Source organism: Brevibacillus laterosporus (genome assembly GCF_030489605.1).
GTDB lineage: Bacteria > Bacillota > Bacilli > Brevibacillales > Brevibacillaceae > Brevibacillus_B > Brevibacillus_B laterosporus_E.
The window spans coordinates 64,549-84,123 of sequence record NZ_JAUKFY010000013.1 but is presented as its reverse complement, the minus strand read 5'-3'; the positions used below and the strand labels follow the sequence as shown (position 1 = coordinate 84,123).

Here is a 19,575-nt window from a genome sequence, read left to right as displayed (position 1 = left end):
GTTGTAATAGCCCAATACATAAACGCTTTTGTGTATGAAAGCAATGAATAAACGCGTAATTTTTAAAAAATTCAGATACACTAAAAACAGTGTTTCGAGGTGATACAATAACAACGAAACAAATCTGTTTGTAACAAGTTCTACATATTTAATGGAAGGAAGGGGATCAGATTGGGTACTCAAGGTAAAAAAGCTAATCGGATCGTCTATTTGATTCCCCTGTTAGCAACTCTGTTATGGGGAAGCAATTTTTTGATTGGCAAAAATATTTTACATCACGTACCGCCATTTACTCTTAGTTTGTTGCGTTGGTCTTTTGCTCTTATCGTACTATTACCTTTTACATGGAAATTATTGCGTGAAAATTGGCAATTTTATTTGAGGTTTTGGAAAGAAGTAGTAGTGATGGGCTTCTTGGGAATTGCTTTATTTACGGGATTGGTATATTGGGGTATGGAGCATACCAACACGGTCAATGCATCTTTACTTTCATCCTTATCGCCCATCTTTATCACTGTCGTTGCTTATTTTATGCTGCATGAGAGAATTACCAGCAACCAAGTAATTGGTATTCTTCTATCGTTGCTGGGAGTTTTGTGGATTATCAGCAAAGGACACATCGGAACCTTTGCTGAAATTCGATTAAATAATGGCGATATCGTATTGATTTTAAGCAATCTCTTAATGGCCATTTATTCGGTTATGCTTCGTAAAACAGCGGACCGGCTACCGGGGTTGATCGGCTTTACATTGATTGTCTTTGCAGGTGTAATTACTACAGTGCCGTTGATGATGCTGGAGCTAAGCTATCGCCCTGTTCAGTTATTCCTATGGGAAAATCTATGGTCAATTGCTTATTTAGGTATCTTCTCGTCGGTAATAGCTTTCTTTTGCTGGACGAAATCAGTCCACTTTTTAGGACCAACAAAAGCTTCACCGTTTATGAATTTAGTGCCGGTTTTTGCTACCTTGTTTGCGGTATTGTTTTTACGTGAGGAATTGCTTTTATCTCAAATAGTAGGCGGGGTGCTCGTGCTGTTGGGTGTCTATTGGTCCTCGCGTCCGAAAAAGAGTCTTGCGTCGATTTCAAACACGAATCCGCAGGTGCAGGAGTTAAAATTATAAGCTTGCATGAATATCGGAATTAAATTACAAACTATACTCTAGCTATCTCAGATAGGCAGTCTTGATCCGAGGCATTTTCGGAAAAGAGATTGCCTGTTTTTCTATTCAGGGATAGGAATACCACATTTGGATATGCCTGCTTTTGTTTCTACTTCTTTTTTTGTATGATCGTAGAAGGTCATTGCCTATACCAATATGTCAGGATAGTAAAGGGGGCTTTATTAGATGCAGGAGGAGTGGAAACAAATTATGACGGAGGGCACCGATGAGGAACGTGAAATTCTTCGTTTAGCCCTACAAGCAATTAAGCAGAAGCGTGAGCGAAATAGTGCCTATCTATCTGGTTTCTTAGGATTACAAGGAGCCTTTATTGATGAAAGAACCTATCAATTTGAGGTTCCCATCACTCCATATATGCATAACTCCCTAAAGATTGTGCATGGTGGTGTTACGGCCACATTAATCGATAACACGATGGGGTCACTGATCAATAAGGTAATGGCTAAAGAGGGAAAGGCTGCAGTTACGAGCGATTTGCAAATACGTTATCTACGTCCCGGTAAAGGTCAGAAGCTAAAGTCAGTTGCTAAACTGATTCATCGAGGTGGGTTAATGGCCGTAATGGAGGGATTTGTCTATGACGATCAGGATCGGCTAATTGCGCATGGTACTGGAACCTTTGTCATAATTGACCGAGGAAGAATCTAGCTTATCAAATAGAAAGTCTGGAATAAAAGATAGAGATATGAATATGAAGATGAACAAAGAGTGAGGAGAATTAGCCATGCTAGAAATTGCAAAAGAGGCAGCACTTACAGCTGGAGCTTATTTAAAGCAACGTTTTTCACAACAATTGTTCCCTGAATTGGAATCGCACAATGATGTCAAGCTAGTAGAAGATAGAGAGAGTGAAAGCCGCATTATTGAAGTAATTCACCGCCACTTTCCCGATCATTCTATTTACTCTGAAGAAATCGGTACGATTAGTCGGGGTGACGAGTATTTATGGGTGATTGATCCAATGGACGGAACCAATAATTTCTTTGTGGGACATCCTTATTTCTCTGTTTCGATTGCTCTAGAGCACCGTGGAGAGCTGATAGTAGGTGTTGTATACAATCCGATATCTGACCAATTATTTTGGGCAGAGAAGGGCAAAGGAGCCTATTTAAATGGCAGCCCTATGCGTGTCAGCAATAAGAATGCACTCGCCCGTGCGACAGGTTCTTACGTTCGAGGCAGAGAGGCATTGACAAAAGAGCAAGAAATAGAGACCACTAGAGATTTGTTCCTACACACGAAACGTTTAATGAGAAATTATTCTCCTGCTCTAGATTTTTGTTTGCTGGCAAATGGTTGGCTTGATTACATTGTAATGGAAAAAACCAACATGATGGATGTGGCGGCTGGCGTCTTAATTGCGCAAGAGGCAGGGGCGAAAATGACTGGCTGGTGTGCAGAAGCGTTTACATACGAAGCTTATCATCCCGAACTATTGGTTAGCATGATTGTGAGTGGGGGAGCGCTTCAAGATGAGCTATGCGATATGATGCGAGATTATTGTTAGCTGGTTTTTTTCTTGAAAAGATTGCCAAAACCCCTGATTTCTGATTACAATACGGAAGGAATTCTTCCACAAATTAAGGGGGAGAGCTATGTCAAGATATAAGCGTGTACTGGTCAAAATAAGTGGCGGTGCTGTAGCCGGAGACAAAGGATTTGGTTTTGATCCAGATAGGCTGACACACATTGCAGATGAAGTAGAGGCACTGTTACAGTTAGGCGTGGAGGTAGCTATCGTCATTGGTGGAGGCAATATTTTTAGAGGGAATATGGCCACTGAATGGGGAATTGGCCGTGTGGAAGCGGATAATATCGGAACGATGGCAACTGTTATTAACAGTCTTATGCTCAGAGGTGTGTTGAACAACAGAACGGATCATGAGGTACGTGTGATGACTGCTAATCCAATTAATTCAGTTGCCGAGCCTTATATTCGTCTGCGAGCATTGCATCATTTAGAGAAAGGACATGTCATTATCTTCGCTGGAGGAAACGGTCAGCCCTATGTTACAACAGATTATCCTGCTGTACAGCGTGCTTTAGAGATGGAAGCTGATGCGATCCTTGTTGCCAAGCATGGGGTAGATGGTGTACTCAATGGAGACCCGCGTATTTTGGCAAAAACCAAGCTGTATGAATCACTTTCCTATGATGATGTGATTCGCCAGGGATTGAAGGTAATGGATCAGTCTGCCGTCATTTTGGCGCGTGACTATGCTCTGCCTATCCATGTTTTTAATTTTGATAAGAAGCATGTCATGAAGCGGATTTGTGAAGGTGAGAATCTAGGAACACTGGTTTCGGATCGGGTCGGTACTGTACTTTCATCTCATTAAAAAGGAAAGACAGGCTTTTTGACGAATCTTTCTTTATAAAGGGAAAAAGAACCTCCTGTACATAGCGGGAGGTTTTCCTACACTCACTTACAATGAATCAAATTATTTATTATAAGTAAGAAAACTTTGAATCATCTGCAAAAAATACAGCGCTTACAACCAGAAAAGGTAGAGGGGAGTTATAACATGAATTTGAGTCAAACAGGAGTACGAATTGAACAGCAGCTCCAATTTTTAAGAGAAATTGATCAAATGAAGCATATCTACCGACAGACCTTACTGTTGAATGGCTCTAGGCGTGAAAATGATGCTGAGCATTCATGGCATGTAGCGATGTTAGCAACGGTTTTGCAAGAGCATGCTAGCGATGCAGAGGTGGATTTGTTACGAGTGATAAAAATGCTGTTATTGCATGATATTGTAGAGATTGATGCAGGAGATACATATGTGTACGACGATCGGGGGTATCTTGACAAAGAGGCGCGTGAGAGGGCTGCTGCTGATAGAATCTATGCCATATTACCTGACGATCAGGAGGCAGAGTTTAAGGGCTTGTGGGAAGAATTTGAACAAAGGATTACTCCGGAGGCCCGATTTGCTGTCGCTCTCGATCGTTTTCAACCCTTGCTGTTTAATTATTATACGGAAGGGGCTACCTGGAAAACCAATCATATTACAAGGGATCAGGTGATTAAGCGAGTGAAGCAACCGATTCAGGAGGGGTCTGAATCACTTTGGACATATGCTGAAGAGCTGATTAACAGTGCGGTAGAAAAGGGATATCTACTGGCGTAATAGATCAAGAAAGACCGTAGAGGAATCGCTCTACGGTCTTTTCTTACATCAAATGCTTATTTTGTTTTTGTTTCAGGAGCTTTTGGTTTTGCCTCAGGAGCTTTTGGTTTAGCTTCAGCAGCTTTTTCTTTTGCTTCTAGGGCTTCCCTTTCAGCTTCAAATGCTTTCATTTCTTCTTGTTGTGCTTGTACTTCTTTAATGAGCTTATGGAAGAAGCCTTTTTCATCAAAGTTTTTGATGGCTTCTTTATCTTTAGTTAGATCAGCCAAATTAACCACGTCGTTTTTGCTAGGAACTACGAATGGTGTTGCTTTGCCAAAGTTCCATTGGTAGCTATCGCCAATGAAGCCAAATGTAATTGGAGTTGCATCCTTCGCTGTAGCATTTGGGTCTTTCATAGTAACATCAATTGTTACAGTAGAACGTACCGGTAATTTTTCCTTGTCGATCCAGTAGTCCAATTTCAGCTTCAGATCTTGCAGACCGCCTTTTGTTTTCGCTAGCTCTACTAGTTTTTCAGGGCTGTTTTCTTTTTCAAAATCAGCAATGCTTACTTTTGCAGCAGCGATCATTAAGTCTACTTGATCAGTGGCATTTTTACGATATTCTTCGTCTTTTAGAAGAGTTTTCTTAGCTTCAATAGCTTTATCTGAGAACTTGGTAGCCATTGTGGTCAAATCAATAGCAAAAGAGCGAACCTCTGGATTAACTGTTGCATCTTTTGCAATGTAGTAAGCAAGTTCGATCAGATTTTTCGTATCTAGCTCAATGACCAGATGGGTTGCTTTCAATTCCTCGCCGTTTGGTAATTTAACCGTTTCTTCGCCTTTGTTTTGTACAGAGGAGCCTTTAAAATCGAAGCCCTTGATATATCTGTTAGCGAATTTCATTGAGAGGTTGTTTACATCTTCGCTGAATTTTTTTACAAGCTCCGGATCTACGTTATTCGTTTCAGCCAATTGCATATCTTGTGCATATTTCAAATATTTCTTATCGATAGGCGATTTCACATAGATATCTTGTTTATCTACGATCATTTCAATCGATGCTTTGTCTTTGCCTTCCCATACTTTGTGGTCGCGTAAAGCTTTATCGTTGTTCAGGGACATTGTTAGTTTAGAACTTGCAGTGTCGCCTTTCACGCCTTCAAACGAAATGCCTTCTTTTATGCTTTCTAGAATTCCTGCTTGCTCATCTGTTAACGTCTTTTGTTTTTTCAAAACTTCATCAAAATTCCCAGTAAGTTTAAAGGAACCAGCAAGATTGTAGCTTCCTTTTTCCATGCTATTTACGGTTGCATCTCGAAGCAGTGTCCCATCGGTTGAGCACCCTGTCATTACTAAAACAGATGATGCCAATACAGCAGCCCCTACAGTTGTTTTTTTCATAAAAAAAGCACCTCTTTTCAAATTGGGTAGTCATGGATGAATATTCTAGGTTGTAAAATAATTTCCTTCAAAAGGTTATACGCATGAGAATGCAGATGGTTTCGAAATTTGTTCAAAAAATTGAATTGACGCCTCTGTTTGCACTTTTCGTGATAAAATGGATGACGTACCCTTCTGTGCAACAATAGGAAGCAGAAGGACGAGGAGTAAACATAGATTCCTCCATATCGCTTCTCTGAAGTTTATCGGGAAAAGCAGCCAGCGACACAGTGAAAAGACAGAAAAGCCAGCTTTTCTAAATTAACAGAGGAAGAGAGGACTAGTAGAGATGGCTAGTTTGTTTGAACGTCTAAAGAAATTTTGGCAAGAAATGATGGAAGTAGAGGTAGAAGTACATGAACAGGATGATAATCGGGAAGCTAAACACGTTCCTATAGATGAAGAGCAACCGATAGAATTTGTCAGCCGTCAACCAAGGCAGACTTCTTCTACGAGGGCTCGCACCAAAAATATTTACCCAAGGAATCATAACGAACAGGAGTTAAATGAGTTCATGGAAAGAACGCGTCCTCGATTTTTCCGATTTCCTGTGGTGCCGGACAGCGAGTTTGAAAAGCAGAGGAAAACGAAAAGGCGTTTAACTGATATTGCTTCCGATAAGATCCCGTCCCAGTATCAGCGCAATCAGCATAAAAGTGGTGAGCAGGGGCTATGGGATTCCAGAGAAAGCAGGAACAATACAGATTATGCTTTTGCACAACAGGAACGATTTGCTTCGGAATCAGAAGGGCGCCAGAGATGGAAAGCGGGTTCTTCAGAAGAACCTGTGACAGATAGCTACGCGCCTCGAGGACAAAAGGAATCCGACTCACGCTACAGTAGACATTCCTCTCAGGCTACTTATCCAAAAGAGCATATGCCTAGCTCGACAACAGGGGATAGTTACAATCAATCTGAGCCGTACAGCTTTAAAAAGCCTTTTGCACCTACAGAGCTGTTCTCACCGATCTATGGGAAAATTAAAGAAGGGGATAATGCGGTTAAAAAGGAACAGATTCGACAAGCACGAATTAACGAGGACGGGCAAATTGTGATTGTAACGGTGGATGAACCGGTTCGGGAAGCAAAACACGAGGAGCATGAAAAGCCAGAAGTCGATTCTTTAAGAGAACAGGCTGCTACTTTGGCAGCTCAACGATTGCAAGCAGCAAGACAAGGTAAAACGTCTGAGCTAAGCGTACAAGAGGAAGTAAATCGTACAGAACTGAAAGCAGCAGAAATTCGTAAACCTGAGAGAGTGGAGCAAGCTGAATCAGAAATGTCAGAGGCTGTTAACCCAGAGGCAGTTAAGCAAGCCGGTCCGGAAATGTCAGAGGCTGTTAACCCAGAGGCAGTGGAAGAAACAGAACCTGAAATGCCAGAGGCTATTGAACCAAAAATAGCGGCCTATGAGCAGCTGAATACACCAGCAGTTTCTAACGGGCTAGTAGATTTTGAGGAACAGGAGCCAAAAAATGTTGTTCCCGTTCAACATGAAACGAACGGGGAAGTTCATGCTGGTGATGTAATGCTCAAACAGGAGCATGTGCACAACCTCACCATATCGGATGAGAAGAGAACGGTGGAGGAAAAGCAACCAGTCTTACCTATTCCCTCCTTTTCCTATGTAGCAGCAGAAGAGGACAGTACCACTGTTGAAGCCCATATAGATCGAGTAGAACAGGTACAAACAGTTGAGGAGCCGAAAACAACAGCGATATCTTCTGTTCAACCAGAAGCGCCTGTTTTTCCAGCAGCGCAATTAACAGAGTCCGAGCTAGTAGGAGAAGCACCCCTAAAGATATCGCCTAATGTTTCCCAAAATCATTCGGAAAAGCTGACATCTGGAGAAGACTTGCCCGAAGAACAACCAATGTATGAATTTCCGTCGACCTCGCTATTAACTCCTGCTGAGTCATTAAGTGAGGATGATTACGAACATACATTGGAGCAAAAGAAATTACTAGAGGAAACGCTGAGTAACTTTAACGTAAATGCAAATATAGTGAATATAGTCAAAGGTCCGTCAGTAACACGCTTTGAATTACAACCGGCCCCTGGGGTTAAAGTCAATAAAATTACCGGTCTTTCGGATGACATTAAATTAAATTTGGCTGCTAAGGATATTCGGATAGAAGCTCCTATTCCTGGACGAAATGCGGTCGGCATAGAGGTTCCAAATAATAAAAGCGAGCCGGTATTTATCCGCCGTATACTGGAATCAGACAAATTTAAGAACCATCCTTCGCCTCTTGCTATAGCCCTTGGAATGGATATTGGTGGAGAGCCGATCGTAGCTGATATTAAAAAAATGCCACACGGTTTAGTTGCAGGGGCTACTGGATCAGGGAAAAGTGTTTGTATCAATTCGATTATTATTAGTTTGTTATTTAAGTCCACACCGGAACAAGTACGATTATTGCTGATTGACCCGAAAATGGTAGAATTGGCGCCCTATAATAATCTGCCGCATTTGGTTACCCCTGTTGTGACAGATGCGAAACAAGCAACTGCGTCTCTTAAATGGGCTGTAGAAGAGATGGAAAAACGGTATGCTCTGTTCGTTGAGGCTGGTGTTCGGGATATTGAACGCTACAACCAAACGACAGATGATAGATTACCATATATTGTCATTATTATAGATGAGCTAGCCGATTTGATGATGGTCTCTCCGCAGGATGTTGAGGACTGTATTATCCGTATTGCTCAAAAGGCGCGAGCTTGCGGTATTCATTTATTGCTTGCTACGCAACGGCCATCTGTAGATATCATCACTGGGAATATCAAGGCTAACGTTCCTACTCGTCTTGCGTTTGCTGTGTTCTCCCAAATTGATTCCCGGACGATTTTGGATCAGAGTGGAGCGGAAAGATTACTTGGAAGAGGGGACATGCTCTTTTTAGAAAGCGGAGCGGCTCCGATTCGGTTACAAGGAAATTATGTCAATGATGACGAAATTGATGCAGTAACATCTGTAATCAAGAAACAACGCAAGCCAGAATATATTTTTACTAGGGAAGAATTAGAGGCTCAAGTCTCATCCATTGAGATGGGAGATGACCCACTATTTCATGAAGCACTTGTATTTGTAGCCGAACAAGGGCAGGCATCGGCATCCAGCTTACAGCGCAGATTCCGCATCGGATACAATCGTGCTGCCCGCTTAATTGAAATGATGGAGGCTAGCGGTTACGTTGCAGGACAAAATGGAGGAAAGCCCCGTACGGTGTTGATTACGGCAGAGGATGCCCAAGCGTTAGGGGAAGGAAGTAATTTATTTTAGCGGTTCATAAAAAAACGGCCAACTATTAGGAGGTTGTGAAATGGAAGTGAATCATGATCGAAAGTCGTACCAGCTTGTTACTGATGAGCTGGCGCTATTTAATGAAGAGTACTATCTTTCTGTTTGGCGTATCTCGATTCCTACAACTCAAGACGTGACAACCTCTGAACGATTTAACACACTGTTTGCTTTTGAAGATCCTGATATCGAGCTTTCGGTAGATGTATCGGAGGAGGCGAAGGGAATCTGGTACTTTCAACTGCTGGTGCCAGCCATGCTGACAACACCTGATGCCGCTATACGGCGCATGGAAAAAGGAACAAAAGCCCTATCTGAATATCTATCGCAGCATAACATCCTAACTGAGTATGACGTTTTACAAAAACAGGAAATATTTCATTACCTCAAACGCTACAATCCAGGTGTAACCATGGAGGTACAGTAATCAAGAGAATGCTTTAAGGTATCCAACAGTGATCTGCTTCCAAGGAAGGGATCACTGTTTTTTTGAGAAGGGAAAAATAGTTACAGCGGCCAATAAATCAGTTATACTTATTAAAAATAGAACATGGTTTCACTAGGTGGAACGACCGTGAGGAGGAAGGGAATAGTCATGGAAGAACCCAAGGCAACCGTTCGTAGCGTAGAAAGGGCTTTAGATGTCCTCCTTTGTTTTACGGATGCAACGGAATTAGGATTAAGTGAAATCGCTGCTCGGATTGGTTTGCATAAAAGTACAGTACATCGGTTGTTGGCCGCATTAGAAAGCAAGGGATTTTTACAACGCAACGTTCAAACTGAAAAGTACCGTTTGGGATTTCGAGTTTGGGAGTTATCAGCTAATTTGACCCGGGAGGATGATCCGGCAGTCATTTTATTGCCGGAGATGGAAAAATTGCGCGATCTACTAGGAGAAACGGTGAGCCTGTATGTCATAGACGGGCTTGAGCGCATTCGCATTCAGGCAGTGCAAAGCAATCAACCGATTAGAAGAGTAGCTCCCGTGGGGGCTAAAATGTCGTTGGCGGTAGGCGCTTCCAGTAAGGTACTGGTGGCTTTTGCAGATCAGAGACTGCTGCAAGAACTATTGACGTCTCCGAATTGGCCTGATTCGGTAGAGAAGCATCAATATCAAGAACAGCTAAAACAGATTAAGCAAGTTGGATTTGCTACCAGTAGTGAAGAACGGGAGATAGGAGCGGCAGCGGTGTCTGCCCCCATTTATGACAAACAGGGAAAGGTATTTGCTGCTTTATCTGTATCTGGCCCATCAAGCCGATTAACGGAAGAGAAGATGAAGGAAATCGCTGCTCCCGTCATGCATGCAGCCTTTCGGATGGGGAAAATGCTTATGTAGGCATAAAAAAAGACTCGAGTTTATTATCTCGAGTCTTTTTATTAGTTGAAGACAGAAAAAGTACAGGACTATCGCTTTTTAGGAATATCGCGCATCGATTTGTGTATCTTTTTCCAGCGATTCTTTTCTGCGGCTTGCGCCTGTCTGTTCTCCTTACGTGCTAGAAAGGCTAGCTCACGCTGTAGCTTTACATAATTTTGATAGCGCTTGTCTGTGAGTGTTCCTTCTTCCAATGCTGCTTTAATAGCGCATCCCGGTTCAGTTGTATGCTTGCAATCGTAGAAGCGACAGCGTTCTGCCAGCTCCTCTATATCTTTAAAGGTATCTGCTAAGCCTTCATTGGAATCCCAAAGTTGGAGTTCGCGCATTCCCGGAGTATCAATCATTAGGCCTCCAGATGGCAACAAGAATAACTCGCGATGGGTGGTCGTATGCTTTCCTCGATCATCACCGCTGCGGACTTCCTGTACAACCTGAAGCTGTTGATTGCTTAATGCATTGACTAGTGAGGATTTTCCAACCCCAGATGATCCAAGCAAGGCAACGGTCTGCCCAGTTTGCACATAGGGGAGAAGCTGCTCCAATCCCTGATGAGCGACAGTGCTGATTGCATAAATCGGTACTCCCAAAGCTACCGATTCCACTTCAGCGATCTTGCTTTCAGCATCCTCACATAAATCAGCTTTGCTAAGCACAATAACAGGATTAGCGCCAGATTCCCATGTGACCAGCAGATAACGCTCAATACGGCGAAGATTAAAATCTAAATTAAGAGCATTAACTAAAAATACAGTATTTACGTTGGCTGCAACGATCTGTTCTTCGAGAGCATTGCCAGCCGCTTTACGCGAAAACTTACTTTGACGTGGTAAAATAGCATGAATCGTAGCTTTTTGCTCTTCCCAGCGAGGCTGCATTACGACCCAATCGCCTATTGCTGGATAATCTTCTCGATCAAAAGCCTGATATCGCATTTTTCCACTAATTTCAGCCAGCAGCTCCCCGCCTTCAGTCATGACGCGATAGATACGTTTATGCTCTAAGGTTACTCGGCCTACAATAAATGTAGGATCAGAATATGCTGCAAATTGTTGTTCAAAGTGTTGATTCCATCCTAATGTTTTGAGATCCAAAGTAGGACTCCTCCTCTAATCATGTATAAAGCTTTAGACATGACCACAGAAGAATCCAGTTTTAGGAAGATATGCCCATGTTAACAGGATTCTCTGCGATCCCCACCAACAATTAAATTTTTGACAATGCTATTTCTCATAGTACGCATCTCCTTTCTGGTAAAAGCAGTTTGTTTCCAACAACAGTTTACTACATTTTTCTTATAAAGGAAAAAGGGAGATATGCCTTTTTTCGGAAAGTTATTCGAGCTTTTTTACTCTCATTCATTGCAAGGCTTTTATTCCATAAATCCTTTGTATAAAAAAATCCCCCGCTTCTCAGCAGGGGATTTAACAACTCACAAAGATTATTTGCTTTCATCAAATAATTGGCGAAGAACTGTTTGAAGAATACCGCCATTTCGATAGTAGTCGATATCAACTGTGCTATCTAGACGAGCAATGGTTTCGAATTCAAATGTAGAGCCATCTTCGCGAGTACCTATAACTTTCAAGATCTGGCTTGGTTGAACATGATCACTTAGGCCAAGAATATCGAAGGTTTCGCGTCCTGTTAATCCTAGGGTATGCCAGTTAGTACCTTCCAGGAATTGAAGCGGAAGGACGCCCATACCTACCAGGTTAGAGCGGTGAATACGCTCAAAGCTTTCGGCGATAACGGCTTTTACACCTAATAGGAATGTACCTTTTGCCGCCCAGTCGCGGGAGCTGCCAGTACCGTATTCTTTTCCAGCAATAACCACTAGGTTTTTGTTGTCAGCTTGATACTTCATAGATGCATCATAGATTGACATCACTTCATCGGTAGGAAGGTATTTCGTTACTCCGCCTTCAGTACCTGGAGCTACCTGGTTACGAATGCGGATATTGGCAAACGTACCACGCATCATGACGTCATGAGAGCCGCGACGAGCACCATAGGAGTTGAAGTCTTTTCGTTCTACACCGTTTGCTTGCAGATAAACACCAGCAGGGCTAGTAGGTGTGATATTACCAGCTGGAGAGATGTGGTCGGTTGTCACGGAATCACCAAGGAGTGCTAGGACGTTAGCGCCTTTGATTTCTCCAATATGACCAACTTCTCTTTCCAGATTTTTGAAGAATGGTGGCTCTTGAATGTAGGTAGACTTGCTATCCCACTCATACAGATCTCCAGTTGGAGCGTCAATTTTGTTCCAGCGTTCATTTGCTGTAAATACATGCTCGTATTCAGCACGGAACAAGTCTGGATTCGTCGCTTTTTTCATCGCTTCATCCAGTTCAGATGGAGTTGGCCAGATATCCTTTAGATATACAGGCTTACCATCGTTACCAATACCGATAGGCTCTGCAGTTAAATCGATATTTACTGTACCGGCTAATGCGTAGGCGATAACCAATGGAGGCGATGCTAAGTAGTTCGCTTTTACCTGCGCATGGATACGGCCCTCGAAGTTACGGTTACCAGATAGTACAGCCGCTACTGTCAGATCATTGTCAGCAATAGCCTGACTGGTCTCTGCAGGCAATGGACCAGAGTTACCAATGCAAGTCGTACAACCAAAGCCTACAATATTAAAGCCAATTTTATTTAAAGAATCGATTAGCCCTGCATCTTCTAAGTATTGAGCCGCTACGCGAGAACCTGGTGCCAAGGAGCTCTTAACGAAAGCAGGTTTGGTTAATCCGCGTTCAACTGCTTTTTTCGCTACGATCCCTGCGGCCAGCATTACGCTAGGGTTAGACGTATTTGTACAGGAAGTAATCGCAGCAATCACCACGGAACCTGTTTTCAGTTCAGCTTTTTCCCCATTCGCATAGGTAACGTTAGCAGAAGCGTTGATTTTTTCTTCACTTAGTCCAAATCCGCCTTTTTCAATTGGAGTGCGGATGCTGGAGTTAAAGGATTCTTTCATATTCGTAAGTTCAATGCGATCTTGTGGACGTTTTGGTCCTGCAAGGCTTGGTACTACTGTAGATAAGTCAAGGGAGAGCGTTTCTGAATATACAGGCTCTTCTGTGTCATCTGTGCGGAACAAGCCCTGAGCTTTGGTATAGGTTTCAACTAGATTGATTAGCTCCTCACTACGGCCTGTTTGACGCATATAGTCTAGTGTCAGGTGATCCACCGGGAAGAAGCCCATTGTTGCACCGTACTCTGGAGCCATATTGGCAACGGTTGCACGGTCAGCAAGAGAAATATTAGATAGACCAGAACCGTAGAATTCAACGAACTTGCCTACAACGCCTTTTTTGCGAAGCATTTGTGTGATGGTAAGAGCTAGATCAGTTGCGGTAGAACCTTCTTTTAAAGTACCAGTCAATTTAAAGCCAACGACTTCAGGAGTAACGAAGTAAAGCGGTTGTCCAAGCATACCAGCTTCTGCCTCGATACCTCCGACACCCCAGCCAAGCACGCCTAATCCATTGATCATGGTAGTATGGGAATCGGTTCCCACCAAGGAATCTGGATAAGCAAATGTTTCACCATTCACTTCACGGCTAGCCACAACAGATGCTAAGTACTCAAGATTAACCTGATGAACGATACCTGTAGCTGGTGGCACGACGCGGAAATTATCAAATGCTGTTTGGGCCCAACGTAGGAAGCGATAACGCTCCTCATTGCGTTCAAATTCTAAATCCATGTTCGTTGCCAAAGAATTAGCTGAACCGAATGAGTCAACCATAACAGAGTGGTCAATTACCAAATCCACTGGGACAAGTGGGTTGATACGACGCGGATCTCCGCCGTTATTCTTCATTGCCACCCGCATGGCAGCCAAGTCTACAACCGCAGGTACGCCGGTAAAGTCTTGAAGAACGATACGAGCAGGCATTAGCGGAACCTCTTGGTTACTGTCGCGGCCCTTCGTCCAGTTTGCGAGAGATGTAACATGCTCCTTAGTTATTGCACGATTATCAAATTGGCGAACAGCTGCTTCCAACAAGATTTTAATGGAGAAAGGTAATTTAGATACCTCACCGATTCCTTGCTCTTCCAAACCTTGCAAACGATAGTACTTATAGGTTTTGTCACCTACTTGCATGGACGATTTTACTTTGTACTCATCTTGAAAAGCCAAAAGAATAACCCCCTTCGAGCAAATAAATTCAACTGTTACATAATTCCTTACCCGTTTGTTTCACTAGATGAAACCACGTTTCGTTTCCGTTGCAAATTTATTATACTCGAAAGCTTGTTACTCTTCCACCCTATTTTCACAAAATAGTAACAAAATTACCTAATTACCGATAAATTTGGCAAATAAGCTCCGTGCAGTGGCGATATTGTCGGTATTTTGAACGAGCACACGTCCGTCTGGAAAGATTACCAGTGTGTAGGGATCGATGTGGAACCGCAGTAAGAAACGATTCTGTTCCACAGTTCCTAAAGGAGCAAGTCGTTCTGCTAGTTGGGACAAATCAAGCGTAATTGCTTCACGGGGACTTAGTTGTACCGTATCTCGGCCACATAAGGCTGTAGCTAGCTCATCATCAGGGCTAGTCTCCAGAAACTCAAATTGACGTTGTCCACAAGTAGGGCAGTCAGGGCGCTTCGCCTTGAGAACTTTAACTTGCTGATGGGTATTATTCCATAAATCAAAATGCTCCAGATGAGGATTGTAGGCATTTGTTGCCTGCAAAAGAATTTTAAAAGCTTCTGCCGCCTGATAGGAGGCAACCACATGTATGATTGGGCCAATTACGCCGGCTGTATCACATGTAGCGGTTGTGCCTGGCTTCGGTGCTTCGGGAAATAGGCAACGTAGGCAGGGTGTTTCGCCAGGACGAATAGCAGTATATGTTCCAGTTGCGCTGACAGCTCCGCCATAAATCCACGGGATATGATGTTTAACCGCTACATCATTAATAAGATAGCGCACCTGAAAGTTATCGGTAGCGTCTAAAATAAGATCAACATCTGATAAATATTTTTCGGCATGAAAAGCAGTAACATCTGCTACGATAGGCTCCAATGCTACATCTGAATTTATTTTAGATAATTTCTCATAAGCGGCTATCGCTTTTGGCAAATGCTGTCTCGCATCTTCCTCGTCATATAGCATTTGGCGTTGTAAATTGCTTGGTTCTACAAAATCTCGATCTATAAACCGTACAAACCCGACACCAGCACGAACGAGATGATTGGAGAGCACTGTTCCCAGCGCTCCCATCCCAACAATGGCAACACGACTGTTGCGCAAACGTTCTTGTCCAGCCAATCCGATCGGGGCGAATAAAATTTGTCTCGAATATCTGTTCTCATTCATGGTTGCTATGCTCACTCCATCCTAACAATCAGAAATACACTACTTTTTCTCACTATCCAAGTCAGCGGTTGGATTCCAAGGCCCTAGCTGATGCCCCTTCCACTCGGTTCCATCCTCCCATATTTCCTTTTTCCAGATCGGGACGATTTGTTTTAAACGCTCAATCGCATAGCGACCAGCTTCAAAGGAATCATTACGGTGCGGGGAGGAGACGGCAATGACTACTGCCATTTCTTCAATTTGAAGATCGCCAATTCGATGATGGATGGCTACACGTACATTTTCCCAGCGTTCATGAATTTCTGCCTCGACCTGTTTAAGCTTTTCGATGGCCATGGGAATATAGGCTTCATATGAGAGATAGACAGTACGCTGACCTTGCGTCATTTCACGTACTGTGCCGATAAAGGTTAAAATGGCTCCACAGTTACGGTGAGAAACTAGTTTGATTAAAGGTTCCACAGCCAGAGGGGCTTCTGTTATCACAAAACGTGGCTCTTCGCCTCCGCTTACGGGAGGAAGAATAGCTACTTCGTCGTTTTCCTTTATAATAGTATGGTGATCTGCGTACTCTTGATTAACTGACACAAAGCAACTGGATAGCAGTTCCTTCAAAGCTGGATATTCATGTGGCAGCTTATCAAGTAAATCTTGTACGGTGCTAGAATCGGGTAATTCGATCTGTATGCTATTTTGTCCGGCGCGTTCTGCTAAACCGGCGAATAATAATAGGGTAACCTGCATGTTATTAGCCTCTTTTCTTTCGTTCTGCTTACTATTTTCCGTTTCCCTCTTGAACATACCATATCACTATGGCGAAATGAAGGGCGGAAGCTAAGTCATGAAACAATCGCTTCCTTCTTTTAGCGGAAAAAGACAAAGAAGGAGAAACGTGGAAGAGAGTAGTAGGAAGGATTGGGTTATTTGATTAGTCAAATCGAATACATTAGCATAGAATCAAGGAGACCTAGTACGTTTGTAAAAAAGGAGAAATCATTTATGTCTACACATGATCAGCTTACACATTTTAACGAACAAAACAGAGCGCGAATGGTTGATATCTCAGATAAAGATATTACGAAACGTGAGGCGGTTGCTAGAAGCCGTGTTGTGATGAAGCCAGAGACCTTGCTACGCGTAAAAGAAGGGAAAATCAGCAAAGGGGATGTACTGGCTGTAGCACAAGTAGCGGGTATTATGGCAGCCAAAAAAACCTCAGATATGATTCCAATGTGCCACCCTTTAACCTTAACGGGCGTAGATGTTACATATGAATTTGAAGGGGAGGATACCATCGGGGTATGGGTTAAAGTGAAAACAACAGGGAAAACAGGAGTAGAAATGGAAGCATTGACAGCTGCTAGTGCTGTAACACTCACGATCTACGATATGTGTAAGGCGATGGATAAGGAAATGGTTATTGGTCCTACCTATCTGGTGAAAAAAACGGGCGGCAAGAGTGGGAACTATGAGCGGGTAGAGGGATAGATGCACATCATGCAGAGAGAGTAGCCATCATTTAATTATGAATTCATTTATAAAAGGAGCCACCTTTTCTAGCAGAGAGAGAAGGTGGCTGATTTATTATTTGTTTTCCATTTTAAGTAGCTGCCCAGTTTTTGCATCTATAGTTTTTGCTACGGTATCCTCTGGTAAGACCGTATATACTAACCGGGGGATACCGTTTTTGGGGGATAAGATATAAGCTAATTGAAACGGATAGCTCTGAATATAAGCCTGCGTAGCTTCCTTAATTGACAATATGCTGGATTTTGTAGGTAATAATGCTGGATCAAAAGAACTGCCCTTATAATCCGTGATTGTACCAGTATCCATATCGACTGTGACATAGTGAGGATGACTAATCACAGGAATGCCTTCCTTGCTAGGATAAAAGGTAAAAATAATAAAATTTTTATCGATAGTTTCCTTGTTGGTGTCCCAATAAAGCTCCCGTATTTGTGAAGAGACGATTTGTTCTAGGAAAGCGATCGCCTTTTGCTGTGCTTTTACTTTATTGATTGGAGGAGAAGTAAGATTTGTTTCTGATTCTGATTCATAAGAGTATTTAACAAGTTGGCCACTGAAAATATCTATTTCAACCTGACCAAGCTTACCTGTTTTATCGTTCCAGTAATACTTTTGTTTTCCCTGATAGGATGAGCCATTCTGTATACTAAGTGTTTGTGAGTCCAAATTGAACAACTCAACTAATATGGCATGTACGTCTTCTTCTGACTTGGCAGAGAAATGTTTTCTTGAAGTAAGGGATATTGTCACTCCGCTTGATTTATCAAGCTGTTTATAGGAAGAATGTAACCATTCGCCGCTCGTAGCATCAATATATCCATAGATAGCCGGTTGATAACCCAATACGTATTGATTTTCACCTATTTTTTGATAAACAAGGTGCATTTCCTTTTCCAAAAGCTCATCTACTTTTGCTTTTGGCAATACATTCTTAGGGAGAGGAAAGCGAAGTGGATCAATCTCTTCCATAATATTACCCTGAATAGAAGAAAATACGTCTTCTGTTTGAACATTAATGGATAGATTTATATTTTGATCGAGAATAGGAGTATTGTGAACCATTCGATAATACACTATTTTAGAATCTGCAGTTTGCTCTGGACTACTAAAGCCCTGAAAGCCATTGATAGAATCGCCAAGTCTTGGCTTTAGAAAATCGTATGCGATTTGTTCAAGCTTGGTCATTTGATGCTGTTCTACAAGAGGACTCTCTTTTTTTCCGACAACCGGCTCAACTGGCTTTTCTTTGACTGGTGCAGAATCGGGATTTCGTGCTGGCTTTTGATCTCGATCTTTTATTAGAGGTGGTGCTGGCACCCGATCTGGTACTTTGATCGGAGTATGGGTAGGGACCTGAACAGTTGGACGAATCGTTGGACCTTTTCTCTTTATAGGAGGCTTGGAAATAGACGGCTCGTTGTGTAACGGTTCTTTGACAATAGGCTCTGTTTGTGACCATTCCATTGGTTGTTGATGTAGAGGGGAGCCGAGCCAAACGACTAACATGACGGCAACACCAATACAGGATATTTTTACAGTGCGAAGATACCAGATATGAGCTCTTTTTCTTTTTGTGAGACTTTTCATAATCGCTGCTTCACACTCTTCAACAAATTCAGAGCGTGGCTTTAAATCTTCTCGTTGCTTTAAAGCATGCAAGATCTCTTTTTCACTTGGCAAGTTCATCGTATAATCCTCCCATCGTGGGAATAAGACATTTTTTTTGCATAATCTTCAGGGCACGATGGTAATCGACTTTTACTTTTGCCTCGCTGCACCCTAAAATTTCTGCGGTTTCCTTTATAGAAAGCTCTCGTAAACCGCGGAGGATGATGACCATTCTATGCTTCGGCTTCAGTGACTGAAAGATTTGCTGTAGGTTCTGCTGTAATTCCTTTTGCTGCAGTTCTTTTTCAGGCAGTCCAAATGTGGCCGGTATTTTTTTTATCCACAAGTCTGAAAAGACATATTTGAACTTTTTTTTCCGATAATGATCGATTGCGGTATAACGTGCGATGGAAAGTATGTATAGTTTTAGCGGAGAACGTCCATCGTAGCCGGACAAAGAACGGAATAAGCGAATAAATACCTCCTGAGTCAAATCCTCTGCTTCGTTTTGATCACCTGTAAAATAGACTAGAAATTGATAGATGTCCTGATAATGAGTACGGTATATATGCTGGATATGCTCCTTTTCGTCTTCTGTCAAGGCATAATTCCCCTCCTGGATAAAAGCCATCCTCAACAGGTAAGGATGGCTTTGTGGAGTAATT

Annotated in this window: 16 protein-coding genes; 9 read left to right on the top strand and 7 right to left on the bottom strand. The window is 42.5% G+C overall.

The annotated features are described in order from the left end of the window. Window positions 1–171 precede the first annotated feature (171 nt). From QZ995_RS15030 to QZ995_RS15010, 5 genes are all read left to right on the top strand, one after another. Window positions 172–1,125 carry a DMT family transporter gene (locus tag QZ995_RS15030; RefSeq protein WP_301808379.1) on the top strand — a complete coding sequence of 318 codons (954 nt, stop codon included), beginning with the start codon at window positions 172–174 and terminating at the stop codon, window positions 1,123–1,125. Window positions 1,126–1,350: 225 nt separating this feature from the next. Continuing rightward, window positions 1,351–1,833, top strand: a complete 483-nt coding sequence (locus QZ995_RS15025) for a PaaI family thioesterase (protein WP_301808375.1) — start codon at window positions 1,351–1,353, stop codon at window positions 1,831–1,833. 76 nt (window positions 1,834–1,909) lie between these two features. Then, on the top strand, window positions 1,910–2,692 hold the full coding sequence (locus tag QZ995_RS15020; protein WP_301808372.1) for an inositol monophosphatase family protein: 783 nt from the start codon (window positions 1,910–1,912) through the stop codon (window positions 2,690–2,692). Window positions 2,693–2,780: 88 nt separating this feature from the next. Further along, entirely contained in the window at window positions 2,781–3,524 is a 744-nt protein-coding gene (gene pyrH / locus QZ995_RS15015) for a UMP kinase (RefSeq protein WP_301808369.1), read from the top strand. Between the two features lie 186 nt (window positions 3,525–3,710). Further along, window positions 3,711–4,319, top strand: coding sequence for an HD domain-containing protein (locus QZ995_RS15010; RefSeq protein ID WP_301808367.1), 609 nt, complete (start codon window positions 3,711–3,713; stop codon window positions 4,317–4,319). A gap of 56 nt (window positions 4,320–4,375) precedes the next feature. Here the strand turns inward: QZ995_RS15010 and QZ995_RS15005 are convergent, their stop codons facing one another. Then, the gene (locus QZ995_RS15005) at window positions 4,376–5,707 is read right to left on the bottom strand and encodes a hypothetical protein (protein ID WP_301808366.1); all 1,332 of its coding nucleotides are present in this window, start codon (window positions 5,705–5,707) and stop codon (window positions 4,376–4,378) included. Between the two features lie 328 nt (window positions 5,708–6,035). Between QZ995_RS15005 and QZ995_RS15000 the strand changes: the two genes are divergently transcribed. The 3 genes from QZ995_RS15000 (at window position 6,036) to QZ995_RS14990 (ending at window position 10,386) form a co-directional block, all read left to right on the top strand. Beyond that, window positions 6,036–9,029, top strand: coding sequence for a DNA translocase FtsK (locus tag QZ995_RS15000; protein WP_301808365.1), 2,994 nt, complete (start codon window positions 6,036–6,038; stop codon window positions 9,027–9,029). 40 nt (window positions 9,030–9,069) lie between these two features. Further along, on the top strand, window positions 9,070–9,474 hold the full coding sequence (locus tag QZ995_RS14995) for a hypothetical protein (RefSeq protein ID WP_301808363.1): 405 nt from the start codon (window positions 9,070–9,072) through the stop codon (window positions 9,472–9,474). 168 nt (window positions 9,475–9,642) lie between these two features. Next, window positions 9,643–10,386 carry an IclR family transcriptional regulator gene (locus tag QZ995_RS14990; RefSeq protein WP_301808358.1) on the top strand — a complete coding sequence of 248 codons (744 nt, stop codon included), beginning with the start codon at window positions 9,643–9,645 and terminating at the stop codon, window positions 10,384–10,386. Window positions 10,387–10,454: 68 nt separating this feature from the next. Here QZ995_RS14990 and rsgA read toward each other — a convergent pair whose 3' ends face one another. From rsgA to moaD, 4 genes are all read right to left on the bottom strand, one after another. Next, the gene (rsgA, locus tag QZ995_RS14985; RefSeq protein ID WP_301808356.1) at window positions 10,455–11,519 is read right to left on the bottom strand and encodes a ribosome small subunit-dependent GTPase A; all 1,065 of its coding nucleotides are present in this window, start codon (window positions 11,517–11,519) and stop codon (window positions 10,455–10,457) included. A 347-nt stretch (window positions 11,520–11,866) separates the two neighbouring features. Continuing rightward, window positions 11,867–14,584: an aconitate hydratase AcnA gene (gene acnA, locus QZ995_RS14980; protein WP_301808353.1), complete on the bottom strand. Its 2,718-nt coding sequence runs from the start codon at window positions 14,582–14,584 to the stop codon at window positions 11,867–11,869. Between the two features lie 159 nt (window positions 14,585–14,743). Further along, a complete protein-coding gene (locus QZ995_RS14975; RefSeq protein ID WP_301808351.1) occupies window positions 14,744–15,772 on the bottom strand; it encodes a ThiF family adenylyltransferase in 1,029 nt (342 codons plus the stop codon). A gap of 39 nt (window positions 15,773–15,811) precedes the next feature. Then, window positions 15,812–16,516 (bottom strand): molybdopterin converting factor subunit 1, encoded by a 705-nt coding sequence (gene moaD / locus QZ995_RS14970; protein WP_301808348.1) that lies wholly within the window; start codon window positions 16,514–16,516, stop codon window positions 15,812–15,814. 255 nt (window positions 16,517–16,771) lie between these two features. On the opposite strand from moaD, the gene moaC reads away from it, so the two are divergent. Then, window positions 16,772–17,260, top strand: a complete 489-nt coding sequence (gene moaC, locus QZ995_RS14965; protein ID WP_301808347.1) for a cyclic pyranopterin monophosphate synthase MoaC — start codon at window positions 16,772–16,774, stop codon at window positions 17,258–17,260. A gap of 96 nt (window positions 17,261–17,356) precedes the next feature. On the opposite strand, the gene QZ995_RS14960 is transcribed toward moaC, so the two are convergent. Both QZ995_RS14960 and QZ995_RS14955 read right to left on the bottom strand, forming a co-directional pair. Further along, the gene (locus tag QZ995_RS14960) at window positions 17,357–18,988 is read right to left on the bottom strand and encodes a YcdB/YcdC domain-containing protein (RefSeq protein WP_301808346.1); all 1,632 of its coding nucleotides are present in this window, start codon (window positions 18,986–18,988) and stop codon (window positions 17,357–17,359) included. Then, entirely contained in the window at window positions 18,972–19,511 is a 540-nt protein-coding gene (locus QZ995_RS14955) for an RNA polymerase sigma factor (RefSeq protein ID WP_301808344.1), read from the bottom strand. The genes QZ995_RS14960 and QZ995_RS14955 overlap by 17 nt, the downstream gene beginning before the upstream one ends. Between the last annotated feature and the right edge of the window lie 64 nt (window positions 19,512–19,575).

Excerpts from the sequence above, each read along its gene's own strand:
- pyrH (WP_301808369.1), top strand. The coding sequence starts at position 2,781 with ATGTCAAGATATAAGCGTGTACTGGTCAAAATAAGTGGCGGTGCTGTA.
- QZ995_RS15025 (WP_301808375.1), top strand. The coding sequence starts at position 1,351 with ATGCAGGAGGAGTGGAAACAAATTATGACGGAGGGCACCGATGAGGAA.
- QZ995_RS15000 (WP_301808365.1), top strand. The coding sequence starts at position 6,036 with ATGGCTAGTTTGTTTGAACGTCTAAAGAAATTTTGGCAAGAAATGATG.
- QZ995_RS14960 (WP_301808346.1), bottom strand. The coding sequence starts at position 18,988 with ATGAACTTGCCAAGTGAAAAAGAGATCTTGCATGCTTTAAAGCAACGA.
- QZ995_RS14995 (WP_301808363.1), top strand. The coding sequence starts at position 9,070 with ATGGAAGTGAATCATGATCGAAAGTCGTACCAGCTTGTTACTGATGAG.
- QZ995_RS15010 (WP_301808367.1), top strand. The coding sequence starts at position 3,711 with ATGAATTTGAGTCAAACAGGAGTACGAATTGAACAGCAGCTCCAATTT.
- QZ995_RS15005 (WP_301808366.1), bottom strand. The coding sequence starts at position 5,707 with ATGAAAAAAACAACTGTAGGGGCTGCTGTATTGGCATCATCTGTTTTA.
- QZ995_RS15020 (WP_301808372.1), top strand. The coding sequence starts at position 1,910 with ATGCTAGAAATTGCAAAAGAGGCAGCACTTACAGCTGGAGCTTATTTA.
- QZ995_RS14990 (WP_301808358.1), top strand. The coding sequence starts at position 9,643 with ATGGAAGAACCCAAGGCAACCGTTCGTAGCGTAGAAAGGGCTTTAGAT.
- moaD (WP_301808348.1), bottom strand. The coding sequence starts at position 16,516 with ATGCAGGTTACCCTATTATTATTCGCCGGTTTAGCAGAACGCGCCGGA.
- moaC (WP_301808347.1), top strand. The coding sequence starts at position 16,772 with ATGTCTACACATGATCAGCTTACACATTTTAACGAACAAAACAGAGCG.
- QZ995_RS14975 (WP_301808351.1), bottom strand. The coding sequence starts at position 15,772 with ATGAATGAGAACAGATATTCGAGACAAATTTTATTCGCCCCGATCGGA.